At 72.3% G+C, this 25,762-nt stretch carries 22 protein-coding genes and 1 pseudogene; 8 read left to right on the forward strand and 15 right to left on the reverse strand.

Annotated elements, in window-relative coordinates; translation table 11 throughout:
• Nucleotides 1-5 precede the first annotated feature (5 nt).
• Nucleotides 6-740: a vWA domain-containing protein gene (locus ACFU3E_RS30755; RefSeq protein WP_384165470.1), complete on the reverse strand. Its 735-nt coding sequence runs from the start codon at nt 738-740 to the stop codon at nt 6-8.
• Nucleotides 741-947: 207 nt separating this feature from the next.
• Between ACFU3E_RS30755 and ACFU3E_RS30760 the strand changes: the two genes are divergently transcribed.
• Nucleotides 948-1,844, forward strand: a complete 897-nt coding sequence (locus tag ACFU3E_RS30760) for a chitosanase (RefSeq protein ID WP_384165473.1) — start codon at nt 948-950, stop codon at nt 1,842-1,844.
• 133 nt (nt 1,845-1,977) lie between these two features.
• Here the strand turns inward: ACFU3E_RS30760 and ACFU3E_RS30765 are convergent, their stop codons facing one another.
• The 3 genes from ACFU3E_RS30765 to ACFU3E_RS30775 form a co-directional block, all read right to left on the reverse strand.
• A complete protein-coding gene (locus tag ACFU3E_RS30765) occupies nt 1,978-3,441 on the reverse strand; it encodes a glutamate synthase subunit beta (RefSeq protein WP_384165476.1) in 1,464 nt (487 codons plus the stop codon).
• Nucleotides 3,434-8,041 carry a glutamate synthase large subunit gene (gltB, locus tag ACFU3E_RS30770; protein WP_384165533.1) on the reverse strand — a complete coding sequence of 1,536 codons (4,608 nt, stop codon included), beginning with the start codon at nt 8,039-8,041 and terminating at the stop codon, nt 3,434-3,436. Before gltB ends, ACFU3E_RS30765 begins: the two co-directional genes overlap by 8 nt.
• A 382-nt stretch (nt 8,042-8,423) precedes the next feature.
• On the reverse strand, nt 8,424-9,155 hold the full coding sequence (locus tag ACFU3E_RS30775; protein ID WP_384165479.1) for a VIT1/CCC1 transporter family protein: 732 nt from the start codon (nt 9,153-9,155) through the stop codon (nt 8,424-8,426).
• Between the two features lie 215 nt (nt 9,156-9,370).
• Here ACFU3E_RS30775 and ACFU3E_RS30780 point away from each other — a divergent pair, with 215 nt between their 5' ends.
• From ACFU3E_RS30780 to ACFU3E_RS30805, 6 genes are read left to right on the forward strand one after another with little or no spacing between them, the layout of a single operon-like run.
• On the forward strand, nt 9,371-10,420 hold the full coding sequence (locus tag ACFU3E_RS30780; RefSeq protein ID WP_384165482.1) for an ADP-ribosylglycohydrolase family protein: 1,050 nt from the start codon (nt 9,371-9,373) through the stop codon (nt 10,418-10,420).
• Nucleotides 10,417-11,655, forward strand: coding sequence for an ADP-ribosylglycohydrolase family protein (locus ACFU3E_RS30785; RefSeq protein ID WP_384165485.1), 1,239 nt, complete (start codon nt 10,417-10,419; stop codon nt 11,653-11,655). The genes ACFU3E_RS30780 and ACFU3E_RS30785 overlap by 4 nt, the downstream gene beginning before the upstream one ends.
• Nucleotides 11,656-11,662: 7 nt before the next feature.
• The gene (locus tag ACFU3E_RS30790; RefSeq protein ID WP_384165488.1) at nt 11,663-12,832 is read left to right on the forward strand and encodes an ADP-ribosylglycohydrolase family protein; all 1,170 of its coding nucleotides are present in this window, start codon (nt 11,663-11,665) and stop codon (nt 12,830-12,832) included.
• Entirely contained in the window at nt 12,820-14,181 is a 1,362-nt protein-coding gene (locus ACFU3E_RS30795; RefSeq protein WP_384165491.1) for an ADP-ribosylglycohydrolase family protein, read from the forward strand. The genes ACFU3E_RS30790 and ACFU3E_RS30795 overlap by 13 nt, the downstream gene beginning before the upstream one ends.
• Nucleotides 14,178-15,377: a CaiB/BaiF CoA transferase family protein gene (locus tag ACFU3E_RS30800; RefSeq protein WP_384165494.1), complete on the forward strand. Its 1,200-nt coding sequence runs from the start codon at nt 14,178-14,180 to the stop codon at nt 15,375-15,377. The genes ACFU3E_RS30795 and ACFU3E_RS30800 overlap by 4 nt, the downstream gene beginning before the upstream one ends.
• Complete coding sequence (locus ACFU3E_RS30805; RefSeq protein ID WP_384165497.1) at nt 15,374-16,186, forward strand: HpcH/HpaI aldolase/citrate lyase family protein; 813 nt, start codon at nt 15,374-15,376, stop codon at nt 16,184-16,186. The genes ACFU3E_RS30800 and ACFU3E_RS30805 overlap by 4 nt, the downstream gene beginning before the upstream one ends.
• 66 nt (nt 16,187-16,252) lie before the next feature.
• Here ACFU3E_RS30805 and lgt read toward each other — a convergent pair whose 3' ends face one another.
• The 11 genes and pseudogenes from lgt to hisI all read right to left on the reverse strand — a co-directional run bounded on the left by lgt (nt 16,253) and on the right by hisI (nt 25,020).
• Complete coding sequence (gene lgt, locus ACFU3E_RS30810; protein WP_384165500.1) at nt 16,253-17,230, reverse strand: prolipoprotein diacylglyceryl transferase; 978 nt, start codon at nt 17,228-17,230, stop codon at nt 16,253-16,255.
• 84 nt (nt 17,231-17,314) lie between these two features.
• Nucleotides 17,315-18,091 carry a DsbA family protein gene (locus tag ACFU3E_RS30815; protein WP_384165503.1) on the reverse strand — a complete coding sequence of 259 codons (777 nt, stop codon included), beginning with the start codon at nt 18,089-18,091 and terminating at the stop codon, nt 17,315-17,317.
• Between the two features lie 86 nt (nt 18,092-18,177).
• Entirely contained in the window at nt 18,178-18,996 is an 819-nt protein-coding gene (gene trpA / locus ACFU3E_RS30820) for a tryptophan synthase subunit alpha (protein ID WP_384165506.1), read from the reverse strand.
• The gene (trpB, locus tag ACFU3E_RS30825; RefSeq protein ID WP_384165509.1) at nt 18,993-20,276 is read right to left on the reverse strand and encodes a tryptophan synthase subunit beta; all 1,284 of its coding nucleotides are present in this window, start codon (nt 20,274-20,276) and stop codon (nt 18,993-18,995) included. The genes trpA and trpB overlap by 4 nt, the downstream gene beginning before the upstream one ends.
• Nucleotides 20,277-20,394: 118 nt before the next feature.
• Nucleotides 20,395-20,550 (reverse strand): annotated as a pseudogene (trpM, locus tag ACFU3E_RS30830) (tryptophan biosynthesis modulator TrpM); the annotation flags it as partial.
• Nucleotides 20,551-20,571: 21 nt separating this feature from the next.
• Nucleotides 20,572-21,381: an indole-3-glycerol phosphate synthase TrpC gene (gene trpC / locus ACFU3E_RS30835; RefSeq protein ID WP_384165512.1), complete on the reverse strand. Its 810-nt coding sequence runs from the start codon at nt 21,379-21,381 to the stop codon at nt 20,572-20,574.
• A 139-nt stretch (nt 21,382-21,520) separates the two neighbouring features.
• Nucleotides 21,521-21,955, reverse strand: a complete 435-nt coding sequence (locus tag ACFU3E_RS30840; protein WP_384165515.1) for a DUF2752 domain-containing protein — start codon at nt 21,953-21,955, stop codon at nt 21,521-21,523.
• An 83-nt stretch (nt 21,956-22,038) separates the two neighbouring features.
• A complete protein-coding gene (locus ACFU3E_RS30845) occupies nt 22,039-22,290 on the reverse strand; it encodes an HGxxPAAW family protein (protein WP_384165518.1) in 252 nt (83 codons plus the stop codon).
• A gap of 110 nt (nt 22,291-22,400) precedes the next feature.
• Nucleotides 22,401-23,042, reverse strand: a complete 642-nt coding sequence (locus tag ACFU3E_RS30850; protein WP_384165521.1) for a TIGR02234 family membrane protein — start codon at nt 23,040-23,042, stop codon at nt 22,401-22,403.
• Nucleotides 23,043-23,083: 41 nt separating this feature from the next.
• Nucleotides 23,084-24,565 carry an anthranilate synthase component I gene (locus ACFU3E_RS30855; protein ID WP_384165524.1) on the reverse strand — a complete coding sequence of 494 codons (1,482 nt, stop codon included), beginning with the start codon at nt 24,563-24,565 and terminating at the stop codon, nt 23,084-23,086.
• An 11-nt stretch (nt 24,566-24,576) separates the two neighbouring features.
• Entirely contained in the window at nt 24,577-25,020 is a 444-nt protein-coding gene (hisI, locus tag ACFU3E_RS30860) for a phosphoribosyl-AMP cyclohydrolase (RefSeq protein WP_384165527.1), read from the reverse strand.
• 84 nt (nt 25,021-25,104) lie between these two features.
• Here hisI and ACFU3E_RS30865 point away from each other — a divergent pair, with 84 nt between their 5' ends.
• Nucleotides 25,105-25,740 (forward strand): TIGR03085 family metal-binding protein, encoded by a 636-nt coding sequence (locus ACFU3E_RS30865; protein WP_384165530.1) that lies wholly within the window; start codon nt 25,105-25,107, stop codon nt 25,738-25,740.
• Nucleotides 25,741-25,762 lie beyond the last annotated feature (22 nt).

Here is a 25,762-nt window from a genome sequence, read left to right on the forward strand (position 1 = left end):
CCGGCTCAGCGGCTGCCGTGGCCCCTCACGATCCCCTGCGCCCGTGCGGACACGAGCCACTTCGGGAACTCGCCCACCAGCCGGTCGTACAACTCGGCGTCCGGGACCTTCTGCGGATCCGCCCCCGCGTGGAAGAACCCGGCGTTGTCGACGACCCGCCTGCCCGGCACCGCCAGCTCGTCCAGCTTGCGCAGGAAGTCGAACTGCTTGCTGCCCGGGTCGCCGAAGCCGATGAACTGCCAGAACAGCGGCAGCTTCGCCGCCTTGCACAGGTACCGCTCCGCGGCGAGCTTGCTGACGGGCCCGCCGTCGGTCTGGAACACGACCAGGGCGGGCTCGGCCGCCCCGCTGTCGAGGTAGTGATCGATGACGGCGTCCATCGCCAGGTGATAGCCGGTCTTCCCCATGTGCCCGAGCCCCGCCACGATCCGGTCGATCCGCCCCTGATGGTCGGCCAGGGCGATCTCGGTCTCGGCGTCGACATCCGTGGAGAAGAACACGACCGGCACGGTCCCGTCGTCGTCGAGATGCGCCGACAGCCCGAGCACCCGGTCGGCCAGCGCCTGCACACTGCCGTCCTTGTAGTACGGCCGCATCGAGCCGGAGTAGTCGACCACGAGGTAGACCGCGGCCCGCAGGCCGTCCAGGCCGTGCTTCGCGAGGGACACCCCGGCGCTCTTGTAGAGGTTCACCAGCGCGGGAGCGGCCTCCTGGACCTTGCTCAGACTGATCGCGGCCATACGTGTCCCCCTGGATCACCGGATGTGGATACCGAAAGTATGCCTCGGCGACCTGCCGGTGGACTCACGCGGACGCTGGCGTACGCTTACGCGCCCCTGGACCGGCGCCGCGCGCCGGTGCGGGCGGGGGCGTGCGCCGGGCCGCTGGTGCTCCAGGCGGCCGGGACGGCGGGGCAGGTGACGGAGCTGACAGGCAGGGTGATCCCAGTGAAGCGTGCCGGTGCGGCGTTCTTCGTCGCTGTTCCCATGGCCGCCGCGGCGGCCTACTTCCTCGCACCCACGGACTCCGCCGAGCCCCTGGCGAAGCCCTCCGTGTCCGCCGCCCAGGCGGCCCGGGAGGAGGCCAAGGACCGGGCGGAGGAGGAGCGGGCGGAGGACGACAGGGTGATCGCCGGGCTGCCCGCGGGGCTGGCCGCCCCGGAGAAGAAGGAACTGGCGCAGCGGATCGTGGCGAGCGCCCACCAGTCGACGCTGAACTGGCGCGCTCTCTACGGCTCCATCGAGGACCTGGGGGACGGGCGGGGCTACACCGCCGGGATCGTCGGCTTCTGCACCGGCACCCACGACCTGCTCGCCCTGGTCGAGCGCTACACCGAAACCCACCCGGACAACGGCCTGGCCCGCTACCTGCCGGCCCTGCGCGAGGTCGACGGCACGGACTCCCACGAGGGCCTGGACCCCGGCTTCACCGCGGCCTGGAAGGCGGAGGCGAAGCTCCCGGCCTTCCGCAGGGCCCAGGACGAGCATCGTGACCGTGTCTCCTTCGACCCGGCGGTCCGCCTCGCCAAGCTGGACGGCCTGGGCACGCTCGGCCAGTTCGTCTACTACGACGCTCTGGTCTTCCACGGCCCCGACGCCGGCCCCGAGGGCTTCTACGGCCTGCGCGAACGCGCGCTGCGCGTGGCGGACACGCCGGCCGAGGGCGGCGGTGAGAAGGCGTACCTGGACGCCTTCCTCGACATCCGCCGCACCGCCATGGCCACCGAGCGCATGGACACGAGCCGCGTCGACACCGCCCAGCGCCGTTTCCTGGACGAGGGCAACCTGCGTCTGGAGACGCCGCTGGAGTGGGCCGTCTACGGGGACACGTACAAGGTGCCGTGACCAGGGCCCGTACGGGGCGTCGCGCCCGGCGGGGGAAAGCGACGGCGCCTGCCCGTTCGTCCGGTCGGGGACTGTTGGGCAGGCGCCGTCAGTGTTCCGCACGCCTTTGTGCGGGACGTCTTGTGAGGTGCGGTCAGACCATCAGCGCACGGTCCGTCGGGCGGATCGGCGCCGGCAGCTCGCTCGCACCCGTGAGGGCACGGTCCACCCCGCGCGCCGCCGAGCGGCCCTCCGCGATCGCCCAGACGATGAGCGACTGGCCGCGGCCGGCGTCACCGGCGACGAACACGCCCGGCACGTTGGTCTGGTAGCTGTCGTCACGGGCGATGTTGCCGCGCTCGTCGAGCTCCAGGCCGAACTGTTCGACCAGGCCGTTCTCCCGGTCGGTGCCGGTGAAGCCCATGGCGAGGGTGACCAGCTGCGCGGGGATCTTGCGCTCGGAGCCCGGCTTCGGGGTCAGCTTGCCGTCGATGAACTCCACCTCGGTGAGGTGCAGCCACTGGACGTTGCCGTCCTCGTCGCCCTCGAAGTGGGTCGTCGAGACCGCGTAGACGCGCTCGCCGCCCTCCTCGTGGGCCGAGGTGACCTTGTACAGCATGGGGAAGGTCGGCCAGGGCTGGTTGACCGGGTGCCGCTCGTCGCTCGGGCGGGGCATGATCTCCAGCTGCGTGACGGAGGCCGCGCCCTGGCGGTGGGCGGTGCCCACGCAGTCCGCGCCGGTGTCGCCGCCGCCGATGACCACGACGTGCTTGCCCTCGGCCGAGATCGGGGGCGCCACGAAGTCACCCTCCTGCACCTTGTTGGCCAGCGGCAGGTACTCCATGGCCTGGTAGATGCCCTTGAGCTCACGGCCCGGCACCGGCAGGTCGCGGGCCATGGTGGCGCCGACGGCCAGGACGACCGCGTCGTAGCGCTTCTTCAGGTCCGTGGCCTTCAGGTCGCGGCCGATCTCGATGCCCGTGCGGAAGCGGGTGCCCTCCGCGCGCATCTGCTCGATGCGGCGGTTGATGTGCCGCTTCTCCATCTTGAACTCGGGGATGCCGTAGCGGAGGAGGCCTCCGATGCGGTCCGCGCGCTCGTAGACGGCGACGGTGTGGCCGGCGCGGGTCAGCTGCTGGGCGGCGGCCAGACCGGCCGGGCCCGAGCCGATGACGGCGACGGTCTTGCCGGACAGGCGCTCCGGGATCTGCGGGGCGACGTCCCCGGTCTCCCACGCCTTGTCGATGATCGAGACCTCGACGTTCTTGATGGTGACCGGCGGCTGGTTGATGCCGAGCACACACGCCGACTCACACGGAGCGGGGCACAGGCGGCCGGTGAACTCGGGGAAGTTGTTCGTCGCGTGCAGGCGCTCCGACGCGGCCGCCCAGTCCTCGCGGTAGGCGTAGTCGTTCCACTCGGGGATCAGGTTCCCGAGCGGGCAGCCGTTGTGGCAGAACGGGATGCCGCAGTCCATGCAGCGGCTGGCCTGCTTGCTGATGATGGGCAGCAGGGAGCCGGGAACGTAGACCTCGTTCCAGTCCTTGACGCGCTCCTCGACGGGGCGGGACTTGGCGAGCTCGCGCCCGTGGTTCAGGAAGCCCTTCGGGTCAGCCATTGATCGCCGCCTCCATCATCTTCTCGTGGGTCTCGGTCTCGGAGAGACCGGCTCGCTCGGCGGCTTCCTTGGCGGCGAGCACTGCCTTGTACGTGCTGGGGATGATCCTGCTGAAGCGCTCGACTGCGGTGTCCCACTCGGCCAGGAGCTTCTCGGCGACGGTGGAGCCCGTCTCCTCCTGGTGGCGGCGGACCACGTCGTGCAGCCACTGCTTGTCGGTGTCGTCCAGCGCCTCGACGGCGTCCAGGTTGCCGACGTTGACGTTGTCGGGGTCCAGGTCGATCACGTACGCGATACCGCCGGACATGCCGGCCGCGAAGTTGCGGCCCGTCTCGCCGAGCACCACCGCGTGGCCGCCGGTCATGTACTCGCAGCCGTGGTCGCCCACGCCTTCGGAGACGACCGTCGCGCCGGAGTTGCGGACGCAGAACCGCTCGCCGACCTTGCCGCGCAGGAACATCTCGCCGCCGGTGGCGCCGTAGCCGATGGTGTTGCCGGCGATGACGCTGTACTCGGCGAGGTGGTCGGCCGCGCGGTCCGGGCGGACCACGATCCGGCCGCCGGACAGGCCCTTGCCGACGTAGTCGTTGGCGTCGCCCTCCAGGCGCAACGTGACACCGCGCGGCACGAACGCGCCGAAGGACTGGCCGGCGGAGCCGGTGAAGGTGATGTCGACGGTGTCGTCGGGCAGGCCCGCGCCACCGAACTTCTTCGTCACCTCGTGGCCGAGCATGGTGCCGACCGTGCGGTTGATGTTGCGGATCTGCACCTGGGCGCGCACCGGCTGGGCGTCGGTGGCACCAGCCGCGGCGAGCGCGTCGGAGGCCAGCTTGATCAGCTGGTTGTCGAGCGCCTTCTCCAGGCCGTGTTCCTGCGCGATGAGCTGGTGGCGCACCGCGCCCTCGGGCAGCTCGGGCACGTGGAACAGCGGCTCCAGGTCCAGGCCCTGCGCCTTCCAGTGGTCGACGGCACGCGTGACGTCCAGCGTCTCGGCGTGGCCGACGGCCTCCTCGATGGTGCGGAAGCCCAGCTCGGCGAGGATCTCGCGGACCTCTTCGGCGATGTACTGGAAGAAGTTCACGACGTACTCGGCCTTGCCGTTGTACCGCTCGCGCAGGACCGGGTTCTGCGTGGCGATGCCGACCGGGCAGGTGTCCAGGTGGCAGACGCGCATCATGACGCAGCCGGAGACGACGAGCGGCGCGGTCGCGAAACCGAACTCCTCGGCGCCGAGCAGCGCGGCGATGACGACGTCGCGGCCGGTCTTCAGCTGGCCGTCGGTCTGGACGACGATGCGGTCGCGCAGGCCGTTGAGCAGCAGCGTCTGCTGGGTCTCGGCGAGGCCGAGCTCCCAGGGACCGCCGGCGTGCTTCAACGAGGTGAGCGGCGAGGCACCGGTACCGCCGTCGTGGCCGGAGATGAGCACGACGTCCGCGTGCGCCTTGGAGACACCCGCGGCGACCGTGCCGACGCCGACCTCGGAGACCAGCTTCACGTGAATCCGCGCCTGCGGGTTCGCGTTCTTCAGGTCGTGGATCAGCTGGGCCAGGTCCTCGATGGAGTAGATGTCGTGGTGCGGGGGCGGCGAGATGAGGCCGACGCCCGGCGTCGAGTGACGCGTCTTGGCGACCCACGGGTAGACCTTGTGGCCGGGCAGCTGGCCGCCCTCGCCGGGCTTGGCGCCCTGGGCCATCTTGATCTGGATGTCGTCGGAGTTGACCAGGTACTCGGAGGTCACACCGAAGCGGCCGGAGGCGACCTGCTTGATGGACGACCGGCGGGCCGGGTCGTACAGCCGCTCCGGGTCCTCGCCGCCCTCACCGGTGTTGGACTTGCCGCCCAGCTGGTTCATGGCGATGGCGAGGGTCTCGTGCGCCTCCTGGGAGATGGAGCCGTACGACATGGCGCCCGTGGAGAACCGCTTGACGATCTCGGAGACGGGCTCGACCTCGTCGATGGAGATCGGCTGCCGGTCCGACTTGAAGCCGAAGAGCCCGCGGAGCGTCATCAGCCGCTCGGACTGCTCGTTCACGCGCTCGGTGTACTTCTTGAAGATGTCGTAGCGGCCGGAGCGCGTGGAGTGCTGGAGGCGGAAGACAGTCTCCGGGTCGAACAGGTGCGGCTCGCCCTCGCGGCGCCACTGGTACTCGCCGCCTATGTCCAGCGCGCGGTGCGCCGGGGCGATGCCGGAGGCCGGGTAGGCCTTGGCGTGGCGGGCGGCGACCTCCTTGGCGACGACGTCGATGCCGACACCGCCGATCTTGGTGGCCGTGCCGTTGAAGTACTTCTCGACGAAGGCCTCGTCGAGACCGACGGCCTCGAAGACCTGGGCGCCGCGGTAGGAGGCGACGGTCGAGATGCCCATCTTCGACATGACCTTCAGCACGCCCTTGCCGAGGGCGTAGATGAGGTTGCGGATGGCCTGCTCGGGCTCGATGCCGGGCAGGAACGTGCCGGCGCGGACCAGGTCCTCGACGGACTCCATCGCCAGGTAGGGGTTGACGGCGGCGGCGCCGTAGCCGATGAGCAGGGCGACGTGGTGGACCTCGCGGACGTCACCGGCCTCGACCAGCAGGCCCACCTGGGTGCGCTGCTTGGTGCGGATGAGGTGGTGGTGGACGGCCGCGGTGAGCAGCAGCGACGGGATCGGCGCGTGCTCGGCGTCCGAGTGGCGGTCCGACAGGACGATCAGGCGGGCGCCGTTCTCGATGGCGGCGTCGGCCTCGGTGCAGATCTCGTCGATGCGCGCGGCCAGCGTGTCGCCGCCGCCGTGCACCCGGTACAGGCCGGAGAGCGTCGCGGCCTTGAAGCCGGGCATGTCGCCGTCGGCGTTGATGTGGATGAGCTTGGCCAGCTCGTCGTTGTCGATCACCGGGAAGGGCAGCAGGACGCTGCGGCAGGAGGCCGCGCTCGGGTCGAGCAGGTTGCCCTGCGGGCCCAGCGAGGAGCGCAGCGAGGTGACCAGTTCCTCGCGGATGGCGTCCAGCGGCGGGTTGGTGACCTGCGCGAACAGCTGGGTGAAGTAGTCGAAGAGCAGGCGCGGGCGGTCCGACAGCGCGGCGATCGGCGAGTCGGTGCCCATCGAGCCGATCGGCTCGGCGCCGGCCTTGGCCATCGGCGCGAGGATGACGCGCAGCTCCTCCTCGGTGTAGCCGAAGGTCTGCTGGCGGCGGGTGACCGAGGCGTGCGTGTGCACGATGTGCTCGCGCTCGGGCAGGTCGGACAGCTCGATCTCGCCGGCTTCCACCCACTCCGCGTACGGGTTCTCCGCGGCGAGCTCGGCCTTGATCTCGTCGTCCTCGATGATGCGGTGCTCGGCGGTGTCGACGAGGAACATGCGGCCGGGCTGGAGGCGGCCCTTGCGGACGACCTTGGACGGGTCGATGTCCAGGACGCCGACCTCGGAGCCGAGGACGACGAGGCCGTCGTCGGTGACCCAGTAGCGGCCGGGACGCAGGCCGTTGCGGTCGAGGACCGCGCCGACCTGGGTGCCGTCGGTGAAGGTGACACAGGCCGGGCCGTCCCAGGGCTCCATCATCGTGGAGTGGAACTGGTAGAAGGCGCGCCGGGCCGGGTCCATGGAGTCGTGGTTCTCCCACGCCTCCGGGATCATCATCAGCACGGAGTGCGGCAGGGAGCGGCCGCCCAGGTGCAGGAGCTCCAGGACCTCGTCGAAGGAGGCGGAGTCGGAGGCGTCCGGCGTGCAGACCGGGAAGATCCGGTCGATGGCCTTCTCGTCGGAGCCGAACAGGTCCGAGACCAGCTGCGACTCGCGGGCGACCATCCAGTTGCGGTTGCCCTTGACGGTGTTGATCTCACCGTTGTGCGCGACGAAGCGGTAGGGGTGGGCCAGCGGCCACGAGGGGAACGTGTTCGTCGAGAACCGGGAGTGCACGAGCGCGATCGCGGAGGCGAAGCGGCGGTCGGACAGGTCCGGGAAGAAGGGCTCCAGCTGGCCGGTGGTCAGCATGCCCTTGTAGACGATGGTCCGCGCGGACAGCGAGGGGAAGTACACGCCGGCCTCGCGCTCGGCGCGCTTGCGCAGCACGAAGGCCTTGCGGTCGAGGGCGATACCCGTGGCGGGCACGGCCGCGCCGTCGCTGACGAAGATCTGGCGGAAGACCGGCATGGTCGACCGGGCGGTGGCACCCAGCAACTGCGGGGCGACCGGCACCTCGCGCCAGCCGAGGACGGTCAGGCCCTCGTCGGACGCGATGGTCTCGATCTGCGAGACGGCGTCGTCGGTGGCGTCCTCCGGCAGGAAGGCGATGCCGACGGCGTAGGAACCGGCGTCGGGCAGTTCGAATCCGGCCACGTCACGGAAGAAGGCGTCCGGGACCTGCGACAGGATGCCGGCGCCGTCGCCGGAGTCGGGCTCGGAGCCGGTGGCGCCGCGGTGTTCGAGGTTGCGCAGGACGGTCAGAGCCTGCTCGACCAGGGTGTGGGACGCCTCGCCGGTGAGGGTGGCGACGAAGCCGACGCCGCAGGCATCGTGCTCGTTGCGGGGGTCGTACATACCCTGCGCAGCAGGGCGAGCATCCATGAACGACCAGTTCTGGCCATTCGCGGAATGCTGGGACGGCTGGCGCGGCGTACGCATCGGCTCTCCCGTCGTCGTCATCTGGCATATGCAAGTGCCGAGGGACGACGTTGGCCCTCGCGTGATCGCAAAATTTCGTGCAGGTTACATGATGGAGCGGTTCTCGGGAAGCGGGATAATCCGTTCCAGCATGCGGACACTGCGGGTTCGCGGCGGGGGTACCGCGCCAGCAGTGGAAGCTGTGGAGGGGCCGCACGAAACGATCGGGTCAGATCGGTTTCCGTCGGCCCGGGGAGCGGGACAGGCGTCTTCGCCCACCCCGCTGAGGGTGCGCGGCGAGCCTCATTGCCCGCAGCGCTTACGGCTCATGCCCGGTGATTGCGCATTCGAAACCAGTAAGTAACGGCTGCCCATGCAGTCCCTTGCATAGGTCCGAGCCGGACTATCCTATGGCCGTTCCGAACAAGGCGCCCAGGGCGTACGTCACACCGGCCGCCGCGCCTCCCAGGAACAGCTGCCGCAGCCCGCTGTACCACCAGGTGCGTGCTGTCACCTTGGCCACCACCGCGCCGCACAGGAAGAGCCCGAGCAGCGCCAGCAGCACCGCCGGCCACATGCTGCTCGCACCCAGCAAGTAGGGCAGGACGGGGATCAGCGCGCCCAGCGCGAAGGAGCCGAAGCTCGACACCGCGGCCACGGTGGGCGAGGGCAGATCGCCGGGGTCGATGCCCAGCTCCTCGCGGGCGTGGATCTCCAGCGCCTGCTCGGGATCCTTCGACAGCTGCCGGGCGACCTCCCGGGCCAGGCGCGGCTCGACGCCTCGCGAGGTGTAGAGCGCGGCGAGCTCGGCCTCCTCGTCGTCGGGGTGCTTGCGCAGCTGGCGCCGTTCCACGTCCAGCTCGGCCTCGACGAGCTCGCGCTGCGAGGCGACGGACGTGTACTCGCCGGCGGCCATGGAGAAGGCGCCGGCGGCCAGGCCCGCGAGCCCGCTGAGGATCACGGTGTGCTGGCCGACCGCCCCACCCGCGACACCGGTCATCAGGGCGAGGTTGGAGACGAGGCCGTCCATCGCACCGAACACCGCGGGACGCAGCCAGCCGCCGTTCACGTCCCGGTGCGTGTGGTTGTCCCGGTGCGCCTCGTGCAGCGTCGCCTCGGTCTCGATGATGGCCATGAAAAGAACCCCGCTCCCCACGTTTGGACGCGTTCCAGTTTTTTACGACGCCAAATTTACGCCTCGGATTCCGCCCTCGCCAGCAAGGAAAGGCTGCGCTAACCTGCGGTTTTACCGTTTCGCGCTCACCTGATCATCGCTGCGCACAGATGTCGACCGGGTGATGCTGGGACGCGCGAGGCTCGGCGGAGCCACCGGAGTGGGACACATGCCGTATGGCATCGATCGCCTGCATCCCCTCCGTCCCGGCGCCCGGGGACGCCGCCGAGCTTCGCGAACGGGCCCGCGGCGCGCTGCTGGGCCTGGCCGTCGGGGACGCCCTCGGGGCACCGGCAGAGAACCTGAAGCCCTCCGAGATCCGTGCCCGCTGGGGACGGATCACCGGCTACGTGGCAGAGAACCCGGCGGGCACGGACGACACCGAGTACGCGATCTTCTCCGGTCTCCTCCTGGCCCGGCACGGCTCCGCCCTCACCCCGGCCCACGTGGAAGCGGCGTGGCACGAGCTGATCGCCGACCGCGACGAGGGCCCCTTCCGGGGCGCCGGCTTCAGCGAACGCGGCACCCTGGAGAACCTGCGCCGGGGCCTGGCCGCCCCCATCTCCGCCCAGCACAGGCATGCCTGGAGCGACGGCCTGGCCATGCGCGCGGCCCCCTTCGGTGTGTACGCGGCGGGCCGCCCGGTGGAGGCGGCCCGGCTGGTCGCGATCGACGGCTCGGTGAGCCACGAGGGCGAGGGCATCTACGGCGGCCAGGCGGTGGCGGCGGGCGTCGCGGCGGCGATGGCGGGCGCCCCGTCGATCGCGGTCGTGGCCGCGGCCCTCGCGGTCGTACCCGACGACTCCTGGACGGCCCGCAGCCTGCGCCGCGCGGTGACGGTCGCCCACCGCGGCGAACGCGCGGTCCGCTCCGCGGTCGTCATCGGCGGTTACCCCTGGACCGATCTGGCCCCCGAGGCGGTCGCCCTCGCCTTCGGCGCGTACGCGGCGGCCGACGGCGACTTCGAGCAGTCCGTCCTGACCGCGGTGAACATGGGCCGCGACGCGGACACGACGGCGGCGGTGGCGGGGGCGCTGGCGGGGGCGACGCGGGGGATGCCGGCGATCCCGGCGGCATGGGCGGCGGCCATCACCCCGGCCCGGGGCTCCTGCCTCCCGGCGATGGCGGGCCACCACGTCCTGGACGTGGCGGACCTGCTGACACCGGCGGGGCCCGGCTCTACGGACCACATCCTGGCGGGCGACGGATCGGAGACCCCCACATGACGACCCACGCACCCGCGGCCGCCGACGGTGAACGCGCCCCACGGCAGACCAGGACCCCTCGGGTGACAGTCACGGGCGGGGCGCGGGCGGGAGACAGAAGGGCCGAAGGCGAAGCCGGGGCCCCGAGACGGGCCGAAGGACTCCTGCTCGGACTGGCCGCCGGCGACGCCGCCGGCTGGCCCGCCGCCCGCCACCGGGCCGCCCGCATGCCCGACTGGACCCGCCGCCTCACCCGCGAACTGGACACCTTCGCCGAACACAACGCGACGACCACCCTCCCCGTCCCCATCGCCCTGAACCAGCCCCCCGAGCCCCTCCGCCTCGGCCCCTCCGACGACGCCGAGTGGGCGGCCTTCGCGGCAGAAGCCCTCCTGCGCGCGGGCGACGACACCGTCCTGAACGACCTCAGCCGAGAACGCCGCACCCGGGCCGCGATCGACCTCACCTGGAACGCCCTCGCCGCCGAGGTCGCCGCCGCGGCGGACCGCGCTCCCGAGATCGAGTCCGCCGTCCTCCCCCTGCGCGCCCGCATCTCCGTCCGCGCCGGCCTCGGCAACCTCGCCACCGGCCTGCGCCCGCCCGCGACCGGCCACGACAACCCGCACTATTTCGACGACGCCGCCTGCGTACGCGCCTGCGTCCTGGCCGTCGCCCACCCCGGCGACCCCCGGGGCGCCGCCGGCCTCGCCGAGTTCGACGCCCGCTACACCCAGGACGGCGACGGCGTCCACGGCGCCCGCGCGATGGCGGCGGCCCTCGCTCTCGCCCTGGCCGGGGCGAACGTCGACGCCTGCGTCACGGCGGCCCTGGCCGAGCTCCCCCAGGAGACGGAGATCGGCCGCAACGCCCGGCACGCCCTGCGGCTCGCCGCCGCCGCGGACAGCGCCTTCGCCCTGGTCCCGCCCCTGGAGCACCAGATCGTCGACCACGTCTACAGCTACGGCATCGCCGCCGCCGAGACGGTCCCGGTCGCCCTCGCCCTGGCCGTCGCCGCCCGCGGCCGCATCGCGGAGGCGATCCCCGCGGCGGCCTGCCTGTCCCGCGTCGCGGACTCCGCCCCGGCCCTGGCGGGCGCACTCACCGGCGCGCTGGGCGGCGGCGCGTCGATCCCCGCCTCCTGGCGGGACACCTGCCGCACCCTCTCCGGCTGCGTCCTGCCCCGCCTCACCGGCACGGACCTCGTGGAACTCGCCGGGCTCCTGGAAGCCGTACAACCGGCCCGCCCGGGTGGATGATGCGGCCATGCAGCCCAAACCCCACCAAAACACCCCTCTGGACGAGCGGATCACCGGCGCCCTGGTCGGGGCAGCCGTCGGCGACGCCCTCGGCGGCCCCGTCGAGGGCTACTCGCCCGAGCAGATCCTCGAACGCCACGGCGGCCGCGTCCACGGCGTCGTCGGCCCCTGGCACGGCGACGACTGGCGCACCGCCCGCCCCCTCGCCCCGTACCACAAGGGCGACGGCCACGTCACCGACGACACCTTGATGACCCACGCCCTGGTCCGCGTCTACGCCCGGGTCCGCGACCACCTCGACGCCTACGCGATCGCCGACCACCTGGTCCCGGACCTGATGACCGAGCCGCGCTGGATCCCGGAACTGGAGTCCGAGGCCCTCCCTCTCCAGCGGATCTTCCTGGCGGAGAAGTGGCTGGTGACGAGGATCCACTACGGCCACGCCGACCCGCGCGAGGCCGGCACCGGCAACATCGTCAACTGCGGGGCGGCGATGTACATGGCCCCGGTCGGCCTGGTCAACGCGGCCCACCCGCGTGCGGCCTACGCCGAGGCCCTCGACGTCGCCGGCGCGCACCAGTCGTCGTACGGCCGTGAGGCGGCGGGCGTTCTGGCGGCAGCGGTGGCGGCGGCGTGCACGCCGGGCGCGACCCCCGACTCGGTCGTCTCGGCATGCCTCTCCCTCGCGAAGGACGGCACCCGGGCCGCGATCGAGCGGGTCTGCGAAGAGGCGTCCCGCCACACGGACTTCGAGTCGGCACTGCGCCCGTTGCGCGAGGCGGTCGCCCCCTACGACACGGTGGGCCCCGACTACCGCGCCCCTTCGCTCGGCGCCCGCCGCCCTTCGCGCCTGCACGCGATCGAGGAACTGCCCATCGCGCTGGGCATGTTGCTCGTGGCACGGGGGGACTACCGCCACGCGGTCCTCGGGGCGGTGAACTACGGCCGCGACTGCGACTCCATCGCCACGATGGCCGGCGCCCTGGCGGGGGCCCTGGGCTCACCGGTCCCGGAGGACTGGGCCAAGACGGTCGCGGAGGCCAGCCGCCTGGACCTCTGGGAACCGGCGACCGCCCTCACCGCCGTGACCCGCGAGGTCTTCGCCCGGGACGTGGCCCGCCGACGCACCCACGAGCAGGCCTTCGCGTCCCTCGGAGGCCTGGAATGCTCCGACTGACCTGGGTCCAGCCGGAGGACCTGATCGGCCACGAACTCCGCCAGGCGGCCCAGGACGGCCGCGAGCCGAAGGCGATCGCAGCCCGCTGGCGAGCGGCGGGCGGCCCCCAGGCTCCGGCCACCGCGGGCGCGTCCCCCACCCCGGCGTCCCGCTACCTCCGCCAACTGGCGGAAGACCTCCTGGACGAACTGGCCGACCTCCCGAGCACGCTGGCGGAGGACGAACCGACGGACCTGGACAGGGTCAGGTCCGCCTGCCCCGACTGGCCAGGGCCCGTGGGCACCCCGGCCACCACCGCGCACCGCCTCGAGGCCGCCTGGCTCGGCCGCGCCGCCGGCTGCCTCCTGGGCAAACCCGTCGAGAAGCTGCCCCTCGACGCCATCCGGCGACTGGCCCGGTCCACCGGAAACTGGCCCCTCACCACCTACTTCACCGCCTGCGGCGTCCCGGAAGAACTCCTCGCGGAGCACCCCTGGAACCGCTCCTCGGCACCCACCTCCCTCGCCGAGAACATCGACGGCATGCCCGAGGACGACGACCTCAACTACCCCCTCCTCAACCTCGTCCTCCTCCAACGCCACGGCAGAGCCTTCACCACCACGGACGTGGCACGCACCTGGCTGGACGAACTCCCCGCCGGCCGCACGTTCACCGCCGAACGCATCGCCTACCGCAACCTCCTCGGCGGCCTGGAACCCCCGCACACCGCCCGCCACCGCAACCCCTTCCGCGAGTGGATCGGCGCCCTGATCCGCGCCGACGTCCACGGCTGGACCAACCCCGGCCGCCCGGGCCGGGCCGCCGAACAGGCCCACCGGGACGCCACCCTCACCCACACCGCCAACGGCGTCTACGCGGCGATGTTCACCGCGGCCGTCATCGCCGCTGCGGCGACCGGCGACCACGACGTCCACACCTGCCTGCGCACCGGCCTCACCGTCGTACCCCCACGTTCCCGCCTGGCCGGCGCCGTCCGCCACGCCGTCCGGCTGGCCCAGGAGCACGACGACTTCGACACGGTCGTCGACGAACTCCACGCCACCCACGCCGGCACCCACCACTGGGTGCACGCCGTCCCCAACACCGCCCTGATCGCCGCCGCGCTCACCCATGCGAACGGCGACTTCGACGGCTCCGTCTGCCGTGCCGTGAGCGGCGGCTGGGACACCGACTCCAACGGCGCGACGGCGGGCGGCATCGCCGGGCTGCTGGCCGGACACCCCGGCACGCTCCCCGACCGCTGGACGGCGCCGCTGAAGAACCGGCTGTCGACGTCCATCGGCGACTTCGACGGCATCGGCTTCGACACCCTCGCCCACCTCACGCACCGGGAGAGCCACCGCCCATGACCGCGCCCACGACAGCGCCCCTCACCGGCCTGCGCGTCCTCGACCTCGCCACCCTCTTCGCCGGCCCGATGGCCGCCACCCTGCTCGGCGACTTCGGCGCCGACGTCGTCAAGATCGAGCACCCGAGGAAGCCGGACCCCTCCCGCGGCCACGGCCCGTCGAAGGACGGCGTGGGCCTGTGGTGGAAGATGCTCGGCCGCAACAAGCGCACCATGACCCTCGACCTGTCGAGACCCGGCGGCCGCACCACCCTCCTGCGCCTCGCCGCCACCGCCGACGTGATCATCGAGAACTTCCGCCCCGGCACCCTGGAGAAGTGGGACCTGGGCTGGCCGGAGCTGTCGGCTGTGAACCCCCGCCTGGTCCTGGCCCGCGTCACCGGCTTCGGGCAGTTCGGCCCCTACGCCCACCGCCCCGGCTTCGGCACCCTCGCCGAGGCGATGAGCGGCTTCGCCGCGATGACCGGCGAACCGGACGCGCCCCCGACCCTGCCGCCGTTCGGCCTGGCCGACTCCATCGCCGGCCTGACGACGGCGTACGCGGTGATGACGGCGCTCGCCGCCCGCGACCGCACCGGCGCGGGCCAGGTCGTCGACATGGCCCTGATCGAACCGATCCTGGCCGCGCTCGGCCCCCAGCCGCTCTGGTACGACCAGCTCGGTCACGTCCAGCCCCGTACCGGAAACCGCTCCCCCAACAACGCCCCGCGCGGTGTCTACCGCACCGCGGACGGCACCTGGGTCGCCGTCTCCACCTCGGCCCAGTCGGTCGCGGAACGCGTGATGCACCTGGTGGGCCGCCCGGAACTGATCGACGAGCCCTGGTTCGCCTCGGGCGCCGACCGGGCCCGCCACGCCGACATCCTGGACGAGGCGGTCGGCGGCTGGATCGCCGCGCGCACCCGCACCGACGTCATGGCCGCCTTCGAGAAGGCCGAGGCGGCGGTGGCCCCGGTCCAGGACGTCCGGGACGTGATGGCGGACCCGCAGTACCAGGCCCTCGACACCATCACCACCGTCGACGATCCCGAACTCGGCCCGCTGCGCATGCAGAACGTCCTCTTCCGGCTCTCCGCCACGCCCGGCGCGATCCGCTGGGCCGGCCGCCCGCACGGCGCGGACACCGAGGAGGTCCTGACCGAGCTGGGCCTCTCCCCGGCCGACGTCACGGCGCTGCGCGCGGCGGGCGCCCTGTGACGGCGTACCCGCTCACGTGGCTCTACGCCCCGGGCGACCGGCCCGACGTGGTGGCCAAGGCCCTGACCTCCGGTGCCGACGTCGTCGTCATCGACCTGGAGGACGCGGTCGCCCCCGACCGCAAGGCCTACGCCCGCGCCACCACCGCGGAGCTGCTCGCCGACCGGCCCCCGGCCCCGGTACACGTGCGTGTCAACGCCCTGGACAGCCCCTGGGGTGAACAGGACATCGCGGCGGTGGCCCGGGCCCCCGGTCTCTCGGGCCTCCGCCTGCCCAAGATCACCTCGCCCGCGGAGGTCACCCACGTCGCACGCCGCGCCGCGGCCGGCCTGTACGCCCTCCTGGAGACGGCCCTCGCCGTGGAACAGGCGTACGCCATCGCCGGCGCCCATCCGAACCTGCGCGGCATCGCGCTCGGTGAGGCCGACCTGCGGGCCGACCTGGGGGCATACGACGACTCGGGCCTCGACTGGCCCCGCTCCCGGGTGATCGTGGCGGCCCGGGCCGCCGGCCTGCCGCCACCGCCCCAGTCGGTCCACCCGGACACCCGCGACCTGGAGGGCCTGGCCGCCTCCTGTGCTCACGGCCGCGCCCTGGGGTTCCTCGGCCGCGCCGCGATCCACCCCCGCCAGCTCCCGGTGATCGAACGGGCCTACCGGCCCACCGAGGAGGAGACCGAGCAGGCGGAGGCAGTCCTCAAGGCGGCCGCCACGGAGCAGGGCGCCCAGGCCCTGCCGGACGGCCGTTTCATCGACGCGGCGGTGGTGACGGCGGCCCAGCGCACCCTGGCTCTGGCCCGCCGCCGCTGACACCTCCCGCACGCACCGAGGGCGCCCGGAACTGTCCGGGCGCCCTCGGTGTCGTGCCGGGGGGTGTCAGGTCTTCTTCGCCGAACCGGCCTCGTCCTTGGCGTCCTCGGCGCCGCCGTCCTTCGCGGCGTCACCGTCCTTCACAGCCTTGCCGTCCTCGCCCTCGGCGTCGCCGTCCTCGCGCTCGCCGCCGGCCTCGCCGTCCGCGTCGCCGGCCGGACCGCCGGAGGCTCCCGGTTCCACGACGTCCTCCCGGCCGGGCCGCTTCTTCGACGACACCACGAGGTACGCCACCGCGAGCAGGAACACCAGGATCGCGGTCCAGACGTTCAGCCGGAGACCCAGGATGTGGTGGGCGTCGTCGACGCGCATGTACTCGATCCACGCCCGGCCCGCGCAGTACGCGGCGACGTACAGCGCGAACGCCCGGCCGTGTCCGAGCCGGAAGCGGCGGTCCGCCCAGATGACCAGGAAGGCCACGCCGATGCACCACAGCGACTCGTACAGGAACGTCGGGTGGTAGGTGCCCGGCACCCGCCCGTCCGACGAGGAGGTGATCTCCAGGGCCCATGGCAGATCGGTGGGCTTGCCGTACAGCTCCTGGTTGAACCAGTTGCCCCAGCGGCCGATCGCCTGGGCGAAGGCGATGCCCGGCGCGACGGCGTCGGCGTACGCGGGCATCGGGATGCCCCTGCGGCGGCAGCCGATCCAGGCGCCCAGCGCGCCGAAGGCGATCGCGCCCCAGATGCCGAGGCCGCCCTCCCAGATCTTGAGGGCGTCCACCCAGTCGCGGCCCTCGCTGAAGTACAGCTGGTAGTCCGTGATCACGTGGTAGAGCCGGCCGCCGACCAGGCCGAAGGGCACGGCCCAGACAGCGATGTCGGCCACCGTGCCGGCCCGCCCGCCCCGGGCGATCCAGCGCTTGTTGCCGAGCCAGACCGCGACGAAGACGCCGATGATGATGCAGAACGCGTAGCCGCGCAGCGGAACGGGGCCGAGGTACAGCACCCCGCGCGACGGGCTGGGAATGAAGGCAAGTTCCATGGCAAGGTCGACGCTACCGTGCCGCACCGGGCCCGCGGCGGGCGGCCCGGCTACGGGTCCATAACGGGGGCGTGAGAATGACTCTTACCCCTTGTTCGCCTCCTGCACCATCTGCTTCAGCTTGGCCGGGGTCATCGTCCGGTCCTGGTAGATGTTCTTGCCGTCGAACAGCACGGTCGGCGTGCCCGAGAAGCCACCCTTGTTGAAGGCCTCGTGGGACTTGGCGACCCACGCGTTGTGCGTGCCGTCCTCGACGCACGCGCGGAAGGCGGGGGTGTCCAGGCCGTCGACCTTGCCGGCCAGTTCGATCAGCCTGTCGGTGTCGGCATAGGCGTCGTCGACCTCCGGCGGCTGGTTGTCGAAGAGCACGTCGTGGTACGCGGGGAACTTCCCGGCGTCCTGGGCGCAGGCCGCGGCGTTGGCGGCGTTACGGGAACCGGTGCCGCGCATGTTGCCGTCGATGAGGGTGACCAGGTGGTACTCGGTCTTCAGCTGGCCCGCGTTCGTCAGTTCGTGGATCACCGGCCGGTACGCCGTCTCGAAGGACTTGCACGCGGGGCAGCGGAAGTCCTCCCACACCGTGAGAGTGGACTTGGCGCTGTCCTTGCCGACCGGGATGGCCAGACTGTCCTTGCCCTGGGCTCCCGAGGGCGCCACGACCGGGCCCGAGGCCTCACTGTCGTCGTCCTTGCCGGCGTTGGCCGCGACGACGCCGATCACCGCCGCGAGTCCCAGGACGGCGACGACGGCACCGCCCACGATCAGCGCGCGCCGGCGCTTGTCCGCGGACTTCTGCTTCTCGCGCTCGGCCGCCAGCTTCTGACGGGCGGTGCGCTTTCCCTCACGGTTCTTCTCGCTCACACCCCGGAAACGAACCGGGGAGGCGCACCGCGCCTCCCCGGTCCCAGGTCCACCCGTACGAGGGACCTGTATGACTTCCCGGCTTGTTACGCCTGTCCGCGCACGCCCTGGGCGAGGTCGCCCGCGAGCCCGCGCACCGCTTCAAGACCGGCCGCGTCGTCCGGCGCGTCCAGCATCGCCTTGACGAAGGCCGAGCCGACGATCACGCCGTCGGCGAAGCCGGCGACCTCGGCGGCCTGGGTGGCGTTGGAGACGCCGAGTCCGACGCAGACGGGCAGGCCGGTACCGGTGGCCCGGGTGCGTTCCACCAGGTCCTCGGCCTGCGAGCTGACGGTCGCGCGGGTGCCGGTGACGCCCATCAGGGAGGCCGCGTAGACGAAGCCGCTGCCCGCCGCGGTGATCTGCGCGAGCCGCTCGTCCCTACTGCTGGGCGCGACGACGAAGACGGTGGCCAGACCGTGCTTCTCCGCGTGCTCCCTCCACAGCGCCGACTCCTGCACGGGCAGGTCCGGCAGGATGCACCCGGCGCCGCCCGCCTCGGCGAGCTCGGCGGTGAACCGCTCGACGCCGTAGCGGTCGATGGGGTTCCAGTACGTCATGACGAGGATGGGCTTGCCGGTGGCTGCGTGGGCCTCGCGGACCGTGCGCATCACGTCGGCGATCTTGACGCCGCCGCGCAGGGCGATGTCGTCGGCGGTCTGGATGACGGGGCCGTCGAGGACGGGGTCGCTGTGCGGCAGACCCACCTCGACGACGTCGGCGCCGCCGTCGATGACGGCCTTGATCGCCTCGATGCCGCCGTCCACGGTCGGGAATCCGGCCGGGAGGTAGGCGATGAGTGCGGCGCGCCCTTCGGACTTCGCTGCGGCGAGGGTGTCGCTCAACAGCTGGATGTTCCCGCTCACTTGGCGTCCCCCTCGATCTCGGCGGTGCCGGAGGCGTCCTCGGCGACCTCGGCGTCGGTGTCGTACAGGCCGAAGTAGCGGGCGGCGGTGTCCATGTCCTTGTCGCCGCGGCCGGACAGGTTGACCACGATCAGCCCGTCCTTGCCCAGCTCCCTGCCGACCTCCAGGGCGCCGGCCAGCGCGTGGGCGCTCTCGATGGCCGGGATGATGCCCTCGGTGCGCGACAGCAGGCGCAGGGCCTGCATCGCCGCGTCGTCGGTGACCGCGCGGTACTCGCCGCGGCCCGAGTCCTTCAGGTACGAGTGCTCCGGGCCGATGCCCGGGTAGTCCAGACCGGCCGAGATCGAGTACGGCTCGGTGATCTGGCCCTCGTCGTCCTGCAGGACGTAGGAACGGGAGCCGTGCAGGATGCCGGGCTCGCCCGCGGTGAGGGTCGCGGCGTGCTCGCCGGTCTCGACGCCGTGCCCGGCCGGCTCGCAGCCGACGAGGCGGACGTCGGTGTCCGGGATGAAGGCGTGGAAGAGGCCGATGGCGTTGGAGCCGCCGCCGACGCAGGCGACGGCCGCGTCGGGCAGGCGCCCGGCGCGTTCCAGGAGCTGACGGCGGGCCTCGACGCCGATGACCCGGTGGAAGTCGCGGACCATCGCCGGGAAGGGGTGGGGGCCTGCGACGGTGCCGAAGAGGTAGTGGGTGTGGTCGACGTTGGCGACCCAGTCGCGGAAGGCCTCGTTGATGGCGTCCTTCAGCGTGCGGCTGCCCGACTTCACGGCGATGACCTCGGCGCCGAGCATGCGCATCCGGGCCACGTTGAGGGCCTGGCGCCGGGTGTCGATCTCGCCCATGTAGATCGTGCACTCGAGGCCGAAGAGGGCGCAGGCGGTGGCCGTGGCGACGCCGTGCTGGCCGGCGCCCGTCTCGGCGATGACGCGGGTCTTGCCCATGCGCTTGGTGAGCAGGGCCTGGCCGAGGACGTTGTTGATCTTGTGGGAGCCGGTGTGGTTCAGGTCCTCGCGCTTGAGGAAGACCCGGGCGCCTCCGGCGTGCTCGGCGAAGCGGGGTACCTCCGTGAGCGACGACGGGCGGCCGGTGTAGTGGACCAGGAGGTCGTCGAGTTCCTTGGCGAACTCGGGGTCGTGCTTGGCCTTGTCGTACTCGACGGCCACCTCGTCGACGGCTGCGACGAGGGCCTCGGGGATGAACTTGCCGCCGAACGCCCCGAAGTAGCCTTCGGGGTTGGGGGTTTGACCTTCGGGGTCGGGGATGAAGAACTGACTGGGCATGCGAAGACCTTCACGGTGAGTGTGTATGGAGTGCACTAGTCGCCGTGGGGGCAGGGTCGGCTGTTGACCGCGGGCCGTGATGTGGCTGATCGCGCAGTTCCCCGTGCCCCTGGAGGCCCTGCCATCGCATGCCGTTGACCTGGCCCGGTTCGTCACCGATGACGTACCGGACGCGGCGGCCGTGGACCCGGCGGGCCGGGGCGCGGCAGCCGCGGGGGCGGCAGCCGCGCGCGAGGCGGGCGTACCGGTCCACGGTCGTCAGGGTGAGAGTCATCGGGGCAAGCCTAGCGGGTGATCAGCTCCGGCCGTGCCGGAGTGCGGGATGCTCACCGGCCGCCACCAGGTCCGAGACCGCGGTTCTGGGGTCCTTGCCGGTGACGAGGGACTCGCCGACCAGGACCGCGTCGGCGCCGGCGTTGGCGTAGGCGATGAGGTCGTGCGGGCCGCGGACGCCGGACTCGGCGATCTTGATGATGTGGTCGGGGATCTCCGGTGCCACGCGCTCGAAGGTGCCGCGGTCGACCTCGAGGGTCTTGAGGTTGCGCGCGTTGACGCCGATCACGCGGGCGCCGGCGTCGACCGCGCGCTCGACCTCGTCCTCGTCGTGCACCTCGACGAGCGGCGTGAGCCCGATGGACTCGGCGCGCTCGATGAGGGACTCCAGGGCGGGCTGGTCGAGGGCGGCGACGATCAGCAGCACGACGTCGGCGCCGTAGGCGCGGGCCTCCCACAGCTGGTACGACGTGACGATGAAGTCCTTGCGGAGGACCGGGATGTCCACGCGGGCGCGGACCGCCTCCAGGTCGCCCAGCGAGCCGCCGAAGCGGCGCTCCTCGGTGAGGACGGAGATGACGGCCGCGCCGCCCGCCTCGTAGTCCGCGGCGAGTCCGGCCGGGTCGGCGATCGCGGCCAGCGCGCCCTTGGAAGGGCTGGAGCGCTTGACCTCGCAGATGACCTTCACACCGTCGCCGCGCAGTGCGGCAGCGCCGTCCTTGGCTGCGGGAGCCTTCGCCGCACGCTCCTTGAGCTCGTCGAGGCTGACGCGCGCCTGCCGCTCCGCGAGGTCGGCACGGACTCCGTCGATGATCTCGTCGAGCACACTCACGCGAGCGGCCCCCTTCCAGACTCTTGACAGTTCCAGCGACCGATCGAAAACCGATGGTCACTGCGATGGTATCCGCAGCGAGGCGTAGGCCTCACATCCGGTTGACGCCGGTCCCACTACCTGGACGTTCGCCAGTTGATCAAGGGTGGAGCCAGCCACCGAAGGGCAGGTTCCGGACAACCGAGAAGACCAGCAGCAACGCACCGAGGCTCCACACCAGTCCCGGGTGTGGGTCGATCCTCAGCGGGCGCCCGCGGGCCGCGTGCACCACCCATACGGTCCACAGCACGGCGAAGCCCAGATAGCCGAGGGTCGCGAGCGCGTTCGCGTGCAGCGCCGCCAGGACGTCCCCGTGGACGAAGGCGTGCGCGCTGCGCAGGCCGCCGCAGCCGGGGCAGTACAGGCCGGTGTAGTGCAGCAGCGGGCAGGCGGGGTAGTGGCCGGGTTCGTTGGGGTCGACGGTGCCCACGTAGGCGAAGGCGGCGGCGACGGCCGCGAGCACCCCGGCGGGGACGGCCAGGCGGCTCGGGACGCTCGGCGTCACTCTTCGGCTCTCGGTGTTCACGGTATGCATTGTGCCCCGGGTGCGCACGAGGGGCGGTCCCGGCACCCCGTGTGCCGGCCGCCCCTCGTGCGACGCGCGGTGTTCCGCCGGGATCAGCTCTCGGCGCTCGCCGGCGTGCGGTCGCCGGTCAGCTGGTGCGGCCGGTGAAGGTCCTTGGGCTGGCCCAGGCCCATCATCCGCATGATGCCGCCGACGACACCGCCGAGGAGCACGACCACCATGCCCGCCCAGAAGCCCAACGGCTGGTCCATCACCATGAACGCGCCCGAGACGCAGAACCCGATGAAGACGATCGTGACACCGGTCCAGGCGGCCGGGGTGTGACCGTGGCTGCTGCCCGCCATTGCTTGCTCCTCGTTGCTGTGTGCCTGTCTGAGCAGGACGCTCGGGGCCATTGTCCCGCACGCGTGCCCGCGGGGTGAGCGGGGGTACTCCCCCGGTCCTCCAGGTGGGCTCAGGCCCCGGTCGGGTCCTCACCGCGGTCGAGGGCCTTCCACAGGTCCTCGGGCCGGCCGGGGTCGACGGCGGGGGTCTTCCGGCGCGGCTGGGGCGTGCCGCTCCGCTCGTAACGGCCGGACATGGCGGGCCACAGCCGGCCGTAGCGCAGGGCCAGCAGCCCGGCCAGGAGGATCAGGACGCCGCCGACGACCGCGACGTAGGGCCAGGCGGTGTGGCTGAGGGCGTCGACGGAGGCCGAGGTGTCACCGGAGGCCCGGGCGGCCTGCTCGTCGAGCGCGGAGCTGTCGGAGGCGCCGAGCAGGGCCGCGGCGATGATGCCGGCGCCGGAGAGCGCCAGCAGCGCGGCGACGACGAGGCGGCCGGCGCGGCGGACGGCGAAGACCGCGACGAGCGCGGCGAGGCCCACGATGGCGAGCGCCGCGGGAACGCCCGTGACGTCGCTGCCCGTGGCGGTCAGGGGGAAGGCGCCACCGGCCACCGTCGCGGTGCCCTGCGACCATTGCTGCCGGGTGGAGAGCAGCGCCACGGCCGCGCCGAGCGCGCCGCTCAGCAGCGCGACGGCGAGGCTCAGGCGGCCGGCCCGGGCGGATCCGGGGGCTTCGGAACGGGGGTGAGGTACAGCAGTCACGTACCCCACTATCGCCTGAACCCCGGGCGAACCGTCACCCGGGGTTCATCTCAGGCCTTTCCGAGCCGGTTGGCCGTGTGGACGGCCCGCAGCACCGCGGCCGCCTTGTTGCGGCACTCGGTGTCCTCGGCGACCGGGTCGGAGTCGGCGACGATGCCCGCGCCGGCCTGGACGTAGGCGGTGCCGTCCCGCAGGAGGGCCGTACGGATGGCGATGGCGGTGTCGGAGTCGCCGGCGAAGTCGAGGTAGCCGACGCAGCCGCCGTACAGCCCGCGCCGGGACGGTTCCAGTTCGTCGATGATCTGCATGGCGCGGGGCTTCGGGGCGCCGGAGAGGGTGCCGGCCGGGAAGCAGGCGGTGAGGACGTCGAAGGCCGTGCGGCCCGGGGCGACGCGGCCCGTCACGGTCGAGACGATGTGCATGACGTGCGAGTACCGCTCGACGGACATGAAGTCGACGACCTCCACCGAGCCGGGCTCGCAGACCCGCCCGAGGTCGTTGCGTCCCAGGTCGACGAGCATGAGGTGCTCGGCGCGCTCCTTGGGGTCGGCGAGCAGTTCGTCGGCGAGGGCCTGGTCCTCCTGCGGGGTGGCGCCGCGCCAGCGGGTGCCGGCGATGGGGTGGACCATGGCCCGGCCGTCCTCGACCTTGACCAGGGCCTCGGGGGACGAGCCGACGACGTCGAACCCGTCGAAGCGGAACAGGTACATGTACGGGGACGGGTTGGTGGCCCGCAGGACCCGGTAGACGTCCAGTGCGCTCGCCGTGCACGGCGTCTCGAAGCGCTGGGAGGGGACCACCTGGAAGGCCTCGCCGGCCCGGATGCGCTCCTTGATGTCCTCGACGGCCACCTGGAAGTCGGGGCCGCCCCACAGCGCGGTGTACTCGGGCAGCTCGGAGGGCGGGAGGACGGCCGGTGGCTGGGCGACCGGGCGGGAGAGGTCGGCCTGCATGGCGTCGAGGCGGGCGACGGCGTCGGCGTGGGCCTCGTCGACGCCCGTCTCCAGGTCGTTGTGGTTGATCGCGTTGGCGATCAGCAGGACCGAGCCCTCCCAGTGGTCCATGACGGCCAGGTCGCTGGTGAGGAGCATGGTCAGCTCGGGCAGCTTCAGGTCGTCGCGCTCGCCGGGGCCGATCTTCTCCAGACGGCGGACGATGTCGTAGCCGAGGTAGCCGACCATGCCGCCGGTGAAGGGCGGCAGGCCGTCCTGGTGGGGGGTGTGCAGGGCCTCGATGGTGGCGCGCAGGGCGGCGAGGGGGTCGCCGTCCGTGGGGACGCCGACGGGCGGGGCTCCGAGCCAGTGGGCCTGCCCGTCGCGTGCGGTGAGGGTGGCGTGGCTGCGGACGCCCACGAAGGAGTACCGGGACCACGAGCGGCCGTTCTCCGCGGACTCCAGCAGGAAGGTGCCGGGCCGCTCGGCGGCGAGCTTGCGGTAGAGCGCGACCGGCGTGTCGCCGTCGGCGAGGAGCTTGCGGGTGACGGGGATGACCCGCCGGTCGGTGGCGAGCTTGCGGAAGGTCTCGAGGTCCATGGCGGCTGACCTTACTGATCCGTGGCGGAGCCGTCGGAACCGCCGTCCTCGAGCAGCACGTCGGTGTCGAAGCACGTGCGCGCGCCGGTGTGGCAGGCGGCGCCGACCTGGTCGACCTTGACGAGCACGGTGTCGGCGTCGCAGTCCAGGGCGACGGACTTCACCCACTGGAAGTGGCCGGAGGTGTCGCCCTTGACCCAGTACTCCCGGCGGCTGCGCGACCAGTACGTGCACCGGCCGGTGGTCAGGGTGCGGTGCAGCGCCTCGTCGTCCATCCAGCCGAGCATCAGCACCTCTCCGGTGTCGTGCTGCTGGGCGATGGCGGGCAGGAGACCGTCGGGGCTGCGCTTGAGGCGCGCGGCGATCTCCGGGGCGAGGCGGCCGGATGGAGCGCTGTGGCGCGAAGCGCCTCCGTGAGGGGCGGTGGCCGGGCGACGGGGGGGCGTGCTGGTCATGCCGTCCATTGTGCCGGGCGCCACCGACGGGCCAGGTGGAGTGTCCACTGGGCGGACCCGGCGGCCGGCCGTAGGCTGGGCCGTATGTCGACCCATGCCAAGCGTGAACGACTTCTCCTCGCCGACCTGTTGGAGACCGCGGGCCCGGACGCGCCCACCCTGTGCGAGGGCTGGACCACCCGGGACCTCGCCGCGCACGTGGTGGTGCGCGAGCGCCGTCCGGACGCCGCCGGAGGAATACTGATCAAGCAGCTCGCGCCACGCCTGGACAGGGTGATGGCGGAGTACACCGACAAGCCGTACGAGGAGCTGATCCAGCTGATCCGTACGGGCCCGCCGCGTTTCTCGCCCTTCTCCCTCAAGCCGGTCGACGAGGCGTCGAACATCATCGAGTTCTACGTCCACGCCGAGGACGTCCGCCGTGCCCAGCCCGACTGGTCGCCGCGCGACCTCGACCCGGTCTTCCAGGACGCCCTGTGGTCCCGCCTGGAGCGCACGGCCCGCCTGATGGGCCGCGGCGTCCCGACGGGCCTGGTCCTGCGCCGCCCCGACGGCCAGACGGCGGTCGCCCACCGCGGCACCCCGGTGGTCACCGTGACCGGTGAGCCGTCCGAACTGGTCCTGTTCTCCTACGGCCGCCAGAGCGCGGCCAAGGTCGGCCTGGACGGTGACGAGAACGCGATCGCGAAACTCCACGAGACGAAGCAGCTCGGGATCTGAGCGGGTATGCGGGAGCCCCGGC

Origin of the sequence: Streptomyces sp. NPDC057424 (assembly GCF_042803315.1) — a bacterium.
GTDB lineage: Bacteria > Actinomycetota > Actinomycetes > Streptomycetales > Streptomycetaceae > Streptomyces.